At 69.7% G+C, this 13,739-nt stretch carries 15 protein-coding genes and 1 tRNA gene; 9 read left to right on the top strand and 7 right to left on the bottom strand.

Features of this window, described 5'->3' with window-relative positions; translation table 11 throughout:
• The first annotated feature begins 156 nt into the window (after window positions 1-156).
• Window positions 157-990 carry a formate/nitrite transporter family protein gene (locus tag RF646_RS09365; protein ID WP_368835812.1) on the top strand — a complete coding sequence of 278 codons (834 nt, stop codon included), beginning with the start codon at window positions 157-159 and terminating at the stop codon, window positions 988-990.
• A gap of 13 nt (window positions 991-1,003) precedes the next feature.
• On the opposite strand, the gene RF646_RS09360 is transcribed toward RF646_RS09365, so the two are convergent.
• Both RF646_RS09360 and RF646_RS09355 read right to left on the bottom strand, forming a co-directional pair.
• Complete coding sequence (locus RF646_RS09360; protein WP_167318881.1) at window positions 1,004-1,549, bottom strand: histidine phosphatase family protein; 546 nt, start codon at window positions 1,547-1,549, stop codon at window positions 1,004-1,006.
• Window positions 1,550-1,745: 196 nt separating this feature from the next.
• The gene (locus tag RF646_RS09355) at window positions 1,746-2,192 is read right to left on the bottom strand and encodes a YsnF/AvaK domain-containing protein (protein WP_064845575.1); all 447 of its coding nucleotides are present in this window, start codon (window positions 2,190-2,192) and stop codon (window positions 1,746-1,748) included.
• Window positions 2,193-2,297: 105 nt separating this feature from the next.
• On the opposite strand from RF646_RS09355, the gene RF646_RS09350 reads away from it, so the two are divergent.
• From RF646_RS09350 to RF646_RS09340, 3 genes are all read left to right on the top strand, one after another.
• Window positions 2,298-2,933, top strand: coding sequence for a tetratricopeptide repeat protein (locus RF646_RS09350; RefSeq protein WP_368835811.1), 636 nt, complete (start codon window positions 2,298-2,300; stop codon window positions 2,931-2,933).
• A complete protein-coding gene (locus RF646_RS09345) occupies window positions 2,930-3,979 on the top strand; it encodes an aldo/keto reductase family oxidoreductase (protein ID WP_085106521.1) in 1,050 nt (349 codons plus the stop codon). Before RF646_RS09350 ends, RF646_RS09345 begins: the two co-directional genes overlap by 4 nt.
• A 183-nt stretch (window positions 3,980-4,162) precedes the next feature.
• Window positions 4,163-4,714, top strand: coding sequence for a DUF2617 family protein (locus tag RF646_RS09340; protein WP_064845577.1), 552 nt, complete (start codon window positions 4,163-4,165; stop codon window positions 4,712-4,714).
• A gap of 33 nt (window positions 4,715-4,747) precedes the next feature.
• Here the strand turns inward: RF646_RS09340 and RF646_RS09335 are convergent, their stop codons facing one another.
• Window positions 4,748-5,224: an acyl-CoA thioesterase gene (locus RF646_RS09335; RefSeq protein ID WP_368835810.1), complete on the bottom strand. Its 477-nt coding sequence runs from the start codon at window positions 5,222-5,224 to the stop codon at window positions 4,748-4,750.
• A gap of 117 nt (window positions 5,225-5,341) precedes the next feature.
• Here RF646_RS09335 and RF646_RS09330 point away from each other — a divergent pair, with 117 nt between their 5' ends.
• From RF646_RS09330 to RF646_RS09320, 3 genes are all read left to right on the top strand, one after another.
• Window positions 5,342-5,980: a YdcF family protein gene (locus RF646_RS09330; protein ID WP_368835809.1), complete on the top strand. Its 639-nt coding sequence runs from the start codon at window positions 5,342-5,344 to the stop codon at window positions 5,978-5,980.
• Window positions 5,981-6,268: 288 nt separating this feature from the next.
• Entirely contained in the window at window positions 6,269-7,132 is an 864-nt protein-coding gene (locus RF646_RS09325; protein WP_085106523.1) for a metal-dependent hydrolase, read from the top strand.
• A gap of 119 nt (window positions 7,133-7,251) precedes the next feature.
• Window positions 7,252-7,335, top strand: a tRNA-Leu gene (locus tag RF646_RS09320).
• Between the two features lie 178 nt (window positions 7,336-7,513).
• Here the strand turns inward: RF646_RS09320 and RF646_RS09315 are convergent.
• The 3 genes from RF646_RS09315 to RF646_RS09305 all read right to left on the bottom strand — a co-directional run bounded on the left by RF646_RS09315 (window position 7,514) and on the right by RF646_RS09305 (window position 10,444).
• The gene (locus tag RF646_RS09315; protein ID WP_368835808.1) at window positions 7,514-7,726 is read right to left on the bottom strand and encodes a DUF2087 domain-containing protein; all 213 of its coding nucleotides are present in this window, start codon (window positions 7,724-7,726) and stop codon (window positions 7,514-7,516) included.
• Between the two features lie 168 nt (window positions 7,727-7,894).
• Window positions 7,895-9,367, bottom strand: a complete 1,473-nt coding sequence (locus RF646_RS09310; protein ID WP_368835807.1) for a hypothetical protein — start codon at window positions 9,365-9,367, stop codon at window positions 7,895-7,897.
• Window positions 9,368-9,604: 237 nt separating this feature from the next.
• A complete protein-coding gene (locus tag RF646_RS09305) occupies window positions 9,605-10,444 on the bottom strand; it encodes an arylamine N-acetyltransferase (protein ID WP_368835806.1) in 840 nt (279 codons plus the stop codon).
• Between the two features lie 129 nt (window positions 10,445-10,573).
• On the opposite strand from RF646_RS09305, the gene RF646_RS09300 reads away from it, so the two are divergent.
• A complete protein-coding gene (locus RF646_RS09300; protein ID WP_368835805.1) occupies window positions 10,574-11,317 on the top strand; it encodes a hypothetical protein in 744 nt (247 codons plus the stop codon).
• A gap of 88 nt (window positions 11,318-11,405) precedes the next feature.
• On the top strand, window positions 11,406-12,545 hold the full coding sequence (locus tag RF646_RS09295) for a trans-acting enoyl reductase family protein (protein ID WP_368835804.1): 1,140 nt from the start codon (window positions 11,406-11,408) through the stop codon (window positions 12,543-12,545).
• Here the strand turns inward: RF646_RS09295 and RF646_RS09290 are convergent.
• Window positions 12,523-13,653, bottom strand: a complete 1,131-nt coding sequence (locus tag RF646_RS09290) for a DUF808 domain-containing protein (protein ID WP_368835803.1) — start codon at window positions 13,651-13,653, stop codon at window positions 12,523-12,525. The two genes, RF646_RS09295 and RF646_RS09290, sit on opposite strands and share 23 nt — an antisense overlap.
• Window positions 13,654-13,739 lie beyond the last annotated feature (86 nt).

The following is a 13,739-nucleotide window of genomic DNA, read 5'->3' as shown; positions in this document are numbered from 1 at the left end:
TCGCGGGAGCGTTGCACGGCCCTACACTCATGCAGTTACGGTTTTCCCCTCGCACCCCGCCCACCGGCGACTGCGGGTGCCCGTGACCCCGCAGCCAGGGTGACCCCGCAGCCGGGGCGCAGGCCCGCCCCCCCCACGACAGAAAGCAGAGCAGTCATGACCAACGTGAACCCATTGGATGTGGTGGCGGACGCCGTCACCGCCGGGGAGGCCAAGGCCACAGCGCCCTCCGGCGCCCTCGTGCTGCGCGGCGTGCTGGGCGGTGCCGTGCTCGCGGCCACCACCTCGTTCGCAGTGTCGGCCACCGTGAGCTCCGGCTCGCCCGTGGTGGGCGCCCTGCTCTTCCCCGCCGGCATCACCATCGTGATCCTCATGGGCATGGAGCTGCTCACCGGCGGCTTCGCCCTGACCCCCATGGCCGCGCTGCGCGGACTCGTCCCGTGGTCGGCCGTGGCCCGGTACTGCCTGATGGTGACCATCGGCCACATCATCGGGGCTGCGCTGTTCGCCCTGCTCTACGCGGGCACCCTCACGGGCTTCGGCTCCCACGACGCCGGCGCGCTGGGCAAGAAGTTTGCCGACACCTCCGCGGCCAAGACCACTGCCTACCAGGCCATGGGCTTCGCGGGCATGGTCACGGTGTTCGTCAAGGCCGTGCTGTGCAACTGGCTCGTGGCCCTGGGCGTGTTCATGGGCATGGTCTCCAAGGACACCATCGGCAAGATCGCCGCCATCTGGCTGCCCATCATGGCGTTCTTCGGCCTGGGCTTCGAGCACGCCGTGGTCAACTTCTTCATGATCCCCATGGGCATGCTCATGGGCGCGGACGTGGGGCTGGGCGACTGGTGGATCTGGAACCAGATCCCTGTGCTGCTGGGCAACCTGGTGGGTGGTTTCGTCTTCACCGGACTCGCGCTGATGTACGCGCACCGTCCGGCCCGCACGGAGGCCACCGAGACCGCGGCCGCTCGCCCCGGCGCAGAGCAGTAGTCCGGTAGGTCGGTCAGGGGGCGGCAGCCAGCTGCTGCGTGGTCACCTCGACCACTTCCCCGTTCTGCAGGCTCGGCAGCTCGACCCCCAGGATCCGGCCCGCAGTCAGGCGGATGAACGTCCCGTGGGCCACGATCATCACGTCCTGCTGCGGGTACCGCGCGGCGATCTCGCGCAGTACCGCGATCCCCCGCTGCACCACGTGCTCGGCCGCCTCACCGTGCTCCTCCATGAACGCGTGCCGCTCGTCCTCTGTCATCCCGGTGCAGTCGTAGCCCTCCGCGTCCCCGAAGGAGCGCTCCGCGAGGTCCGCATAGGTCCCCGCCGGTGCGAGTCCGAGCTGCGCCCCGATGATCCGGGCCGTCTCCCGTGCGCGCTGCAGGGGAGAGGAGACCAGCGCATCCCAGTGTCGCCCCGACGCCGCGAGTTCCCGGCCCACCGCGCGGGCCTGTTCCCTGCCCGTGTCGTTGAGGGGGATGTCCGTGCGGCCCTGCAACAACCGTTGCAGGTTCCAGTCCGTCTGGCCGTGGCGGATCAGGGTCAGGGTCGTTTCGTTCACCCCACCAAACTACCCCGCGGGCACCCTGATGCCGCAGCGGCGTCGTCACCCTGTGACGCGGACGCGGACGACGCCGCATCCACCGCGGGTGCCGCTGGCCGGGGGTTCCGTCGCGAGGGCGGACGACGACGGACCGGCACCCCGCTCGGAGATGCCGGTCCATTGGAAGCTCTTGCCGCGGGCGACGCCGCGTAGCTCAGTGCGCGGGGCGCTCGTCCGTCTCGATGTCCACGCGCTCCTTGCGCAGGGTCTCCTCGATCACCTCGGTGCGCTCGACACGCTCGGCGACCAGTCGGACACGCTGGTACGGGACCCGCATGGTCTGCACCACGGGCTCGGTGCGGTACAGGATCAGTTCGTCCTCACCCACGGGCAGCTCGCGACCGTCCAGGAACGCCTGACGCTCCTCCTCGGTGATGGGGGTGCGCACCACGTTGGCCTCCTCCGAGGCGAGGGTGACCTCCTGGCGGACGGGCTCACTCACCACGTACTTGCGCAGCCGGGCACGGCCGGTGACCTCCTCCTCGCGGTTGATCACCAGACGCTCCTCGTGACGGATCACGGAAGCATGCTCGTCGTCCGGGGCTGCTGCGTGGCGGGGATCGCGCGAGTCCTGCCCCGGTGCGGTGTTCTGTACTGCCATCCTGACCTCCTGGGAGAGTGTGGTTTTGAGATTAGCAGCCGGGTTCCGAATCGGCCCACCATGTAGCATCCTTAGATTCTTACTGGGTCCCGGGAGGTTGATCTGATGAATTACTCGGATGACGGCAACGGTTATTTCACGCGTGCTCTGGACGCCGAGGACCGCGGTGAGCACGCCCTCGCGGAGACCGCGTACCGGCAGGCCATCGAGCTGTTCCACGAATCCGGCGACACCGCCAAGGAACTCGCCGCGTGCCACTACAACCTGGGCCACATCTACGTGGTCATGGAACGCACCAGCAAAGCCGTGGCGGAATACCGCACCGCGCTCAAGTACTTCTCCCAGCTCCCGGGCAGTGGCAAGCATAAGGCCCGCGCGCACCTGATCCTGGGGTCCCTGCTGGTCGAGACCGGGGAGTTGCGCGCGGCCGAGACCCAGTTGTTGGACGCCCTGGGCCAGTACCTGGACGCCCCCCACGAACCCCGCGACCAGGCCGACTGCTACAGCAACCTCGCACGGGTCTACCGCGAGACCCAGCGCAACGCCCAGGCCGTGACCGCGTACAACCGCGCCGTGGACTTCTACGAGGAGGTCCCCGATTCCCTGCGCGACCGCTCCGACTGTTTCACGGAGCTCGGAACGGTCTACGAGAGCACCGGCAAACTCGACGAGGCCGCCGCCGCGTTCGCCGAGGCCGCCCGCCTGCGCCGCGGCGCCGAGCAGCAGGGCGGGCGCCCGTGAGCACTCCCCTGATCTACGGGTGCATGACCCTGGGTGGCTCCTGGGGTCAGGAGTCCGTCCCGGCGTCCCAGTACGACGTCGCTCGCGAGGCCGTGTACGCCGCGCACCGGGCCGGGTTCGAACTCTTCGACCACGCGGACATCTACATCGGCGGCGCCTCTGAAACCCTGTTCGGTCGCATCCTGGCCGAGGACGCCCTGCTGCGGCGCGCGGTGCGGATCCAGACCAAGTGCGGGATCAAGCTGCCGGGTAACACCGGGCCCCAGGGCTCACCCGTCCACTACCGACTCGACCGTGACTCCGTGCGGTCCTCCCTGGAGGGGTCCCTGCAGCGGCTCGGCGTGGACCACGTGGAGCGGTTGTTCCTGCACCGCCCGGATCCGCTCACACCCCTGGGCGAGACCGCGCGGGCCCTGGACGAACTGCACCGTGAGGGCCTGATCGGTTCCGTGGGGCTGTCCAACATGACGCCGCATCACGTGGCCGCGTTCCAACAACTGTTGAGCGTGCCCGTGACCGCGGTGCAGATCCAGATGAGCCTGGCGCACCGCGATTTCGTGGAGTCCCAGGTGCTCGCCAATCACCCGGAGGGGACCGGGGTGTCGTTCCCCGGTGGGCTGCTCGCCCAGTGCATCGCGGACGAGATCGAGTTGCAGGCATGGGGTGCCATGGCCGGCGGGATCTATTCGGGTGCACCCGCGCCCGCGTCCGGAGCTACGTCCGCGCCGGCCGCCTCGTCCGGGGAGGACGGGATGGGCGGTGCGGAGACCGGGGGTGCGGCGTCGTCCTCCGGCGGTGCGAACGAGGATCCCGTACGGCGGACGAGCGCCCTCGTGGAGCAGCTCGCCCAGCGCATGGGCGTGTCCCGCGAGGCCGTGGTGGTGGGTTGGTTGCTGCGCCACCCGTACGGTATCCGCCCGATGGTGGGGACCTTGAACCCGCAGCGGATCGCCGCGTGCGCGCAGGCGCCGCGGGCCGCCGAGCTCATGACCCACGAGGACTGGTACGCACTGTGGACGGCGGCGCGGGGCCGTCCGCTGCCCTGATCCAGCCCCTGTCACCGCAGCCGTTCCGGCACGCACCGCGTCCGTGTGGGCCCGGGTGGCATATATGCGTCGTCATCAAACGGTGACCTTCCGGTGCTTGCTCGCGCACCCGCTTGGTGGATATTTTCTTCTGTAAAGCCGATGCGGCGGACTGCCGCGGGGCCGAAGAGGGAGAACAAGGCTATGGAGCATCGCTGGCTGACTCCGTTGCACGGGCATGTCGTGTGCCGCCCGGAACAGTTCGGGTACCGCACGGACCTGGGCGTGCTGGACGCACCGGCCGGGCGCTCGCTGCGAGTGGACGAGCACACGGTCGTGGAACTGCGTGTGGGTTCCTTGCACCACCAGTGCGTGATCACCCACGCCGGGGAGCAGTGGGTCGAGACCGTGGGTCTGTTCGAGGACACCGCAGCGCAACTGCCCACGCTGTGCAGCATCGCCCACCCCACGCCGTTCGCCTCGCACGTGGAAGTGGGCTGCACGGTCACCGAGCACTCCCCTCGCGGTCTGCAGCGGGAGCTCGCGCGCCTGCACGACACCCTGGATGCGGCGCCCCTGGCGGTGTGCGTCCAGGACACCGAGGACCCCGCGGCGGTCACCGCTGCCACGTGCCACGCGGACCCGGACTCCCACGCCGTGCTGTGGTGGACGTGGCGGGTCTTGCCGGAAAGCGGCCACATCCTGCGCACCCGCGCGCAGCTGCGGTTGCGGACCCCGGTGAAGCTCGCCGCCTGAGCGGCGTCGGCGCGGTGCGCGGGTGTGCGCAGGTCAGAACGGCGACGGCGCCGTATACGGTTCCAGCAGTTCGCGTTGTTCGGGGGTCAGGCGCACCACCGTGCGCGTGCTCGGGAGGTAGAACGCGAGCTGGGTCTGCGCGCGGACACAGGGAGCGCCGTCGGCGAAGTCGAGGATCTCGAATCCCAGGACCAGGGTGGCGGCCCGGGCGGAGACCACCCACACGCGCACATCCACGGAGACGTTGCGGTACGCCAGGGGGCGCAAGTATTTGACCCGGTGCTCGGCGATCAGCGCCTGGGTGCCCTCCGGGAGCACTGAGAACAAGGGGATCTTGGCCGGCAGGACCTGCTCGCCCGTGCCTACGGGGACGCCGAACGCGGCGATGCGCGCTTCCTCGAGCACACGGACGACCTCCACGTTGTTCACGTGGCCGTACGAGTCCATGTCCCCCCACCGGAGTGGAACCTGGCAGGTCATCGAACGTTCGAGGTGGTCGTTCGAGCGCATGAGCTGACTCCTTGGTGGGTGTTTACCGGTACGAGATGCAGAAGCCTCGGAAGGGGTTCCGCTGGATGAGATGATATCCGCGGCATTCCTGTAAAGCCCCACATCGGAAGGACATCCGTGGCACACGCGGCCCCCGGGCAGACCCTCGCCAAGAAGCGGCGGTGGCCCCTGCTGGTGTTGACCGTCCTGACGATCCTCGTGGTGCTGTGGCTCGCGGTGTGCCACGCCGTGCTGGACAACCCCCGCGTGGATCCGCCGAAACGATCTGACGCGGTGTTCGTGCTCGGACCGCCGGACACGTCCCGTATGGCCTACGCGGAGGACCTCGTGTTCAACCAGCACGTGGCGGACACGCTGGTGATCTCCGCCCCGGACCCCCAGCCGTACGAACCACCGCAGCTGCAGGAGTACTACTCGACCCGCCCGTTCTGCGCGCCCCGGGAGGGTGTGGAGGTGATCTGCTTCAAACCGGATCCGTCCACGACCCAGGGCGAGGCCATGGAGCTGCAGAAGCTTTTCGAGGAACGCGGGTGGGACACCGTGACCGCTGTGACCTTCACCCAGCACGTGCCCCGATCGCGGCTCATCCTCTCCCGCTGTTATCCCGGTGAGCTACGCATGTCCGCCGTGGACTTCCACATCACGGGCAAGAGCCTGCTCATGCAGTACCTGCACCAGACGGGCGGCTTCATCAAGGCCTGGCTCACACCGGGGTGCGATCAGCAGCTCCCCTGGAACCCCAAGTCTCTGGACTGACGCTTCACGCTCACGAATCGAGGGGTGGTGCGCGGACCCACCCACGCTGGTTCGGCAGGGCAGGACATGGCCCCACGCGGGTGACTGAGGCGCGGTGCACCGACCGTCGTGAACGGATGGCACGGGGCATGGACGCGCGGTGGTCGACTGCCGCGCACAGTGCGGATCCGAGCAGGTCGCCGAGGCGGCCTCCGCAGCCGCTTATGCAGGTCGGAACCGGTTCCTACCCTGGGGTCTGCTCCTTCCCCGAGGTCTTGAGAGGACCACCACCATGCCCAGGTTCCCCCGATGATGGGCCCCAGCCATGCCGCGTGCGGTGCAGCCGCGTGGGTGGCGCTGACCGGTACCTACACCGTGCACCTCGCCGACGTCTCCGTGCCGGTGGGTTTGGGGGTGATGCCCGTGGGCGACCCCGGCGTCATCACCGGCGCGCTGATCTGCGCCGGCGCGGCCCTGCTCCCGGATCTCGACCACCCCGGGGGCACGGTCGCCCGCTCCCTCCCGCCACTGTCCACGTGGGTGGCCCGGGCGGTCGGCAAACTCTCCGGGGGCCACCGCAGGGCCACACACTCGCTCGTGGGGCTGCTCCTGATCATCGTCCTCGCGCTGTTGTCCCAGCGCGCGTCCGTCCCCGTGGGGGACGCCCTGCGCTGGAACTCCTTCTCCTGGCCCGGGACGGAAGGTCAGGCGGGAGAGATCCCGGACGCCGCGGCGTCGTTACCAGGACAGGTGTGGCCCCTGGCGGCGGTGCTGTCCGTGCTGCTCATCGCGTGCGCGGTGAAGGTCCTGGCGTTCGTCCCGGACCGGCTCTCCCACGCGAACTGGATCGTGGGCATCCTGCTGGGGGCGTTCGTCGCGGCGAATCCCCCGCAGAACCCGCGCTGGTTCGTGGTGGCCGTGGGTCTCGGGTGCGCCGTGCACATGCTGGGGGACCTGCTCACGACCCAGGGGATCCACCTGTTGTGGCCCCTGCGCACGTCCCTGCCGCTGCCCACCACGTTCTACAAAGGCCGCTCGTTCGTGCGCTTCCCCGTGCTCGGCAACGCGGGCTCCGCCCGGGAGATCGCCCTGCTGGTCCCGGTGACGCTCTACGCGCTCGCCGGACTGTTCTGCGCCGGCGTCACGTGGGCGGGACTCACGGTGAGCATCTGAGGCGCCACAGCGCCGTCGCCCCTACCGGGAGTTCGACGGCGCCGCGATTCGCCAAACGTCGCACGCGTCAGGTATTCTTTTCGACGTTGCTCACCGGCGAATGCCGCGTGGAACAACGAGCGCGAGTGGCGGAATAGGCAGACGCGCACGGTTCAGGTCCGTGTGCCCGAGAGGGCGTGGGGGTTCAACTCCCCCCTCGCGCACCGCAAGAAGTCCCGTTCGACCGGAAGGTCGGGCGGGACTTCGTCATTCGCGGGCCGGTCCAAGGCAACCGTTATCCGGCGCTCCCCACCGGACGGCTCCGTAGAACCGAAGCCGACGGAGACCGCGGGAACCCTCCGTATCGATGGTGCGGCCGGCCCCTCGCGCCGCGGCCCCCGCTCAATCCTCGGTCAGTTCGTACCGGGTCCCGTCCGGGGCGCGCCTGAGCACTCCCGTGTCCACGGCGTGCCGGTGGAAGAACGCGGCGTCGAGCACGAACATCCGCAGCCGTTCGTTGAGCGCGGACTCCGCGACGGCTTCCCCGGGGCGCACGACCCGCCGGGCCACCGCGGCCACGACGTCGTCGACCCAGCGCACGGGCAGGCCCGGCACGCTGCGGATCAGATCCGCGCGCTGGCTGAGAAACTGCAGGCACCGGTCGTGTCTCTGCGCGGGGGCCGGGGCGTCACGCCCTCGTCCGGACCATGGGCGCAACACCCCGGGTGGCACGCCCCGGACGCACGGTGGTTGCCGTGCGTCCGGGGCACCGGTCGGGTACCGCTACCCCCGACTCACCGTGACCTTGCCGGTGGAGCGGTGCCACGTGGCCACCACACCGCGGGAAAAGCGCTGGGCCATACCGCCGGAGACGGCGTACTCGTCGGTCGCGGGGTACCCCCACGCGTGTTCGTGCCCGGCCTTCTGCCAGGCCGTACCGATCCCGCCGCTGAGCTTGATCACGCGGGTGCCCGTGGCCGGGGAGTACATGGCGCGGTAGCGGGCGTTGCCGTTGCGGAAGTCCTGGTAGGCGCCGCCGGGGATCTTGCGCTCCGCCATTACGGGATAGCCCCACCCGCGCTCCAGACCGGCAGCCTTGTAGGCGTTACCGATGCCGGTCCCCCACTTCACGGGGTGGGCGCCGGTCGCGGGGCTCCAGTAATACGTGTAGTTCTTCGTGAAGCCCTGGTAGACCCCGCCCGCGCGGCCCGTGGGCTTCTCCGCCGACGTCGGTTGCCCATATGTCCCCATCCCGCCCGTGGCGACGTAGTCGGTCCGGATGGCCCCGCGCAGCCAGGACGTCTGAGGGGTGCCCAGTGTGGCGGTCTGGCCCGTCGTCGTCGGTGCGGGCGGCAGCGTGGCCAAGCCCTGGGCGATCAGGCCCACGATGTCGTAGTCGTCGTGGTTGTAGCCCTGCAGGGTCTTGAGGGAGGTGCGGGTGAACCCGTCCGCCCGGAACCGCTTCATGCCCTGGGCTGCGGCGGCGGACGCGGACCACGTGGGCGGGTTGGTGCTGCCGGCCACGTCCTTGGTCCCCGCGTGCCACGTGATCGGGAGGGAGCGCACCGCGGCACTCGGCGCGGTCTGCATGCCGCTGGCACCGCCGCCGCCGATGATTGTCGCACCGCCGCCACGGATCCAGTTCTGCCGATCGGCCAGCAGCTCGTACGTGATGAACTCCGCGCCACCCGAGTAGCCGGCGAGCCACACGCGGGAGGTGTCCAGGTCGTAGGTCTTCACGAGGCTGTCCTTGAGCGCGCGAAAGTAGTCGCCGTTGCCGTCCGCGTCCTCCCACCACGTGATGCCGTTGGGCTTGAGCTTGTGGTCCGGGGAGATGGGGACCACCAGGATCATGTTCTTCTTGCGGGCCTGAGCGGCCAGTGCTGTGAGCGCGGTCCCTTGGGGGCTGTGCACCCAGGTCTCGCCGGGGTTGTCGTAGTCGCCGCCCAGGTAGAACAGCACACCCACGGCCTTCGAACGGTCGATGCCGTTCGTGTAGATGTGGTAGCTCGAGTTCTTGCCCGCGGCCTTGAAGGGTTTGTGATGGGCGGTCGCGGGAAGGGCGGGGGCCTGAGCCGCGTGCACGGGCGCCTCGGGAACCCGCGGCGCGGTCCGGACCGCGGGAACCGCGGGAGCGGCCACTGCGGGAGCGGCGTTCGCCGGGGCCAGGAGTGACGGGGAGAGCGCCAACGGGGACAGCGCCGTGACCACGGCGAGGGCCGCCGCGGGCACCACGGAGGAACGGAAGAAACGCATGGGGGCTGCTTTCTACATGGGGGGGTATTCAGTTGTGGCCCGCTCGGTCAGCTCATTCCGGGCGCAGCACTGGCAGAGCATCGGGGGAAATGCTCAGCCAGGTGAAGATCATGCCATCGGCGTGATGGAATTTTGCGAACGCGAAGCCCGTGCCGCGTTAATTTTTGGTGTCCCGGCCGCTCGCAGTCGTCGCCCCCCCCCACGACTGGCCGCCTGCGGCCGCCGATCCCGCCCCGATCAGCCCCTCATCCGGGTCACGGCGTCGGTGAGCTGCGCGTCTTCCTCCTCGGTGATCCGCACGCCCAGATCCCGGACCTCGGTCACGATCTCCGGGGCCGCCAGTTCCCGCTGCCGGGTCGGCCGCCCAGGGGTGCGCACGGTGGTGCCGTGTTCGGTCACGGTCACGTGGCCCCGTGGGGTGTGCTTCATGACCATGAGGTGATGGCGGAATATGGACTCCGCACCGGTTGAGGTCTGCAGGTGGCCCATCCGCACGTCCGCGGGGTGGATGGTGGACTCGTCCAGCACGTGTTCCATGGCCCCGTCCCGCTCGAACGACCACACGGGCCAGCCCTCGTCCGTGACCCGCCCGATCGAGAAGGTGCGGTCCCCCTCCACGCGGCGAGCGCCGTCGTCCAACGGGATGGGACCCGTGATGCTGAAACCGAAGCCGGGATCGCACAGGTAGCGTGTGCCGGCGAGGTTCACGAGCACGGTCATGTGGGTGCGGGGGCTGTCGAACGAACGCACGCGGCCCAGGGCGCGGCGCACGGTGAAGCCCAGCGTTTCCAGAACGGCCGCGAACAACTGCGAGTGCTCGAAGCAGTACCCGCCGCGGCGGCGTCGGACGAGTTGGTCCTGCACGGTCGCCAATTCCACCCCGGGATGCCGTCCGAGCAGCACCTCCACGTTGCTGAACGGGAACGTGAAAACATGGGCGCAGTGCAGCCGTTCGAGCAGGCTCAGGTCCCGCGGGGCGGCGGCGAGCTGCGCGGCGTCGACGTCCAATGCCGCGAGGTAGCCGGGGACGTCCACGTCCTCGATCCGCCACGGGGACGCGGGGCGTTCGTTCATCATGACCTCCGGGGGCACGGGAGCGGGCCGGTACGCGGGGCGCGGCAAGGTTGACCCGGCATCATGGTGACACACGACCGCACCCCGACAAGGACCCGTCATGCACCCGCACACCACGTCCCCGTCCCCCTCATGAGCCGCGCTCCGGGACGCGCCGCCGGCTGGACGTTGGGTCTGCTCGTAGTGCTGGCCCTCGTGGTGGGTGCCGTGTGGGCCGGTTCGGGACCGCTGCGTTCGATCGTGTCGAGTGCCCCTCCCGCACTGGGCAGGGCGGAATGCACGGTGACCACGCAGGACGGGGACGTCCCTCTGACCCGTGAGGAGGCCAAGGCCGCGACCACCGCCGTCGTGCGCGGTGCGGACGCCTCCGCAGTACCCGGCGTGGAGCCGACTGTCATGGAGCGTCTCATGCACGGCCCGCCCGACGACGCCGGGCCCAGCCTGCGCTGCCGCGGGCACAGCAGCGGGGGACTCGAGGCGCAGGAGATCACCCCCTCCGGGCTGACGCCCCGGGCCGAAGCGGTCCGGGACGCGATGATCGAGGTCTTCGGCCCCCTGAGCCTCGGCGGTTACGCCCCGGGCGGTGTGGGCCACGGACATGGCGAGAATTCCACGCACTACGACGGGCGCGCCGTCGATGTGTTCTTCCGCCCCGTGACGGAGGAGAACCGCCGGCAGGGGTGGCAGCTCGCGCACTGGCTCGTGGCCCACGCCGAGGACCTGGACGTCCAGTACGTGATCTTCGACGACATGGTCTGGGGTTCGCGCTCCCCCGCCGGGCGCTGGCACCCCTACAACGCGCCGCCGCCCGCGAACGAGATCCTGCGCCACCTGGACCACGTGCACGTGGACGTGGTGCGCGGGGAGCCCGCGTAGTCGTCGCGCACTCCGGCCCGATCCCGTAACGTGATGAACCAGCCCGCACGGCACCCGTTGCGGTCCGTCCCAGCGCAGGAGGACACCCATGAACGCTCACGTGGTGGTTTTCGGAGCCACCGGATACACCGGCCGCCTGGTGGTCGAGTCCCTCGTGGAACGGGGAGTGCGCCCCGTCCTCGCCGGGCGCCGCGAATGGCCCCTGAACCAGATGGCCTGCACGCTGGGCGGCCTGGACGTGCGGACCGCGGACCTGGCCGAGCCCGATTCCGTCCGCGCGCTGGTCTCCGAGGGGGACGTCCTGGTCACCACCGTGGGTCCCTTCGAGCGACTCGGGGACGTGGCCGCGGACGCCGCCGCGGCCCAGGGTGCCCACTACCTGGACTCGACGGGTGAGGTGGGCTTCGTGCGTCGGCTCCAGGAGCGCTATCCTGCCGCCGCGCCCGACGACGCCGCTGCACCGGGTGATGCGCCCCGCGGCACCATGCTGCCCGCATTCGGTTATGACTACGTGCCCGGGATCCTCGCGGGATCCCTGGCTCTGGAACGCGCCGGGGACCGCGCCGAGACCCTGCGGGTGGGCTACTTCGCCCCCGGGGCGGGCCCTACCGGGTTGAGCGGCGGGACCATGACCACCATGCTCGAGGAGCTGAGCAAACCGTTCCTGGTGTGGCGTGATCACCGGTGGCAGAAGCCGGGGCGGATACCGCGGCAACACACGTTCACGGTAGACGGGGCGAAGCGCAGTGCGGTGATGGTCCCCGGGAGCGAGATCGTGTTCCTGCCGGAGGCGTTCCCGGAGGTTGCGAACATCGAGGTGTTCAACGGGTGGTTCTCCGCGCCGGGGCCAGTCATGAAGGCTACGCTGCCCGTGATGGCCGTGGCCGGTTCCTCGTCCCTGGCCCGCAAGGCGCTCGGCAAGGGCATCACCGCCCTGACCGGGTCCGAGGGCGGGCCGAGCGCGAGTGAGCGGGCGAAGTCGTCCTCCCTGGCCATAGCAATGGTCACCGACTCCCGGGGCGAGACCGTGTCCGAGGTCCATGTGGCGGGTCCCAACGTCTACACGCTCACGGGTCACCTCTTGGCGGCCGGGGCGGAGCACGTGCTCAAGGACCGTTCACGGGCGCGCGGGGTGGTGGGCCCGCTGCAGGCCTTCGGCATGGAAGGCCTCGTGGAGCTGTGCGCTTCGGCGGGGTTGCGGGAGGTCAGCCCCGGGGCGGCTCGCTGACCGCGGTCGAGCCGCCTTCCACGTGAGGATCTGCCGATGACGACGCCCCGGTCGCTGAGACCCCGGACGACGGCGCTCCGCGCACCGCGGCGACGTTCCCCCGGTGGGTAGACACGGCGTCGTCGGCATCCGAGGACTCACGGCCGGCGGCATCGGAGGAGTGAACGTCGTCGTCGCCGTGCTTCTTGCCGAAGGGCAGCACGTGGACGATGCCCACGATGATGGAACCCCACACGATGCCCAGCACCAGGGCGCAGAACGTCTCCACGAGCCACGCGAGCGCGGGGCCCACCCCGGCCACGTGGTGCACTGACTCGCCCAGGTGGTGGACCCAGTCGTACACGGGGGTGAACCCGAGGTCGGCCATGCCCACCAGGATGATGTGCCCGCCCACCCACAGCATGGCGAAGACACCCACGATCGAGATCACGGACAGCACCGTGGGCATGGCCTTGACCAGGCCCCGGCCGAACTTCTGGGCGCCCTCGGAGTCCTTCTGGGCCAGGGCCAGGCCGATGTCGTCCATCTTCACGATCAGGGCCACGACGCCGTAGACGAGCACCGTGATGAAGATCGCCACCACGATCAGGATGAGCGTGCGGGTCAGGAACGGCTCGTGGGAGACCTCGTTGAGCGCGATCACCATGATCTCCGCGCTGAGGATCAGGTCCGTGCGGATCGCCCCGGAGGTGATCTTCTTCTCCGCCTCCGGACCGCGGTCCGCGGCGGGTTCGTTGGGGGTGTGCTCCTGGTGGGACAGGTGCTCGATCACCTTTTCCGCGCCCTCGAAGCACAGGTACGTGCCGCCCAGCATCAGCAGCGGCGTGAGCAACCACGGCGCGAACTGGCTCAGGATCAGGGCCACCGGCAGGATGATCAGCAGCTTGTTGCGCAGGGAGCCGATCGTGATCTTCTTGATGATCGGTAGTTCCCGCTTGGGGTTAACACCCTGCACGAATCGCGGGGCCACCGCGGTGTCGTCGACGACGACGCCCGCGGCCTTGGCGCTCGCACGCCCCGCCGCCCCGGCGACGTCGTCCACACTCGCGGCGGTCAGCTTGGCGAGTGCCGCGATGTCATCCAGCAGCGCAGCCAGTCCAGCGGCCATCAGGCTCCCTCAATCCATGTGCTCAGCCATCTCGATTAAGGACAAGCGTAAAGGGTGCCGCGGCCGGCGCGAACCACGAGCGGCAT

Source organism: Kocuria sp. CPCC 205261, from assembly GCF_040981025.1.
GTDB classification, from domain to species: domain Bacteria; phylum Actinomycetota; class Actinomycetes; order Actinomycetales; family Micrococcaceae; genus Kocuria; species Kocuria marina.
This window is presented reverse-complemented; position numbering and strand designations above follow the sequence as displayed.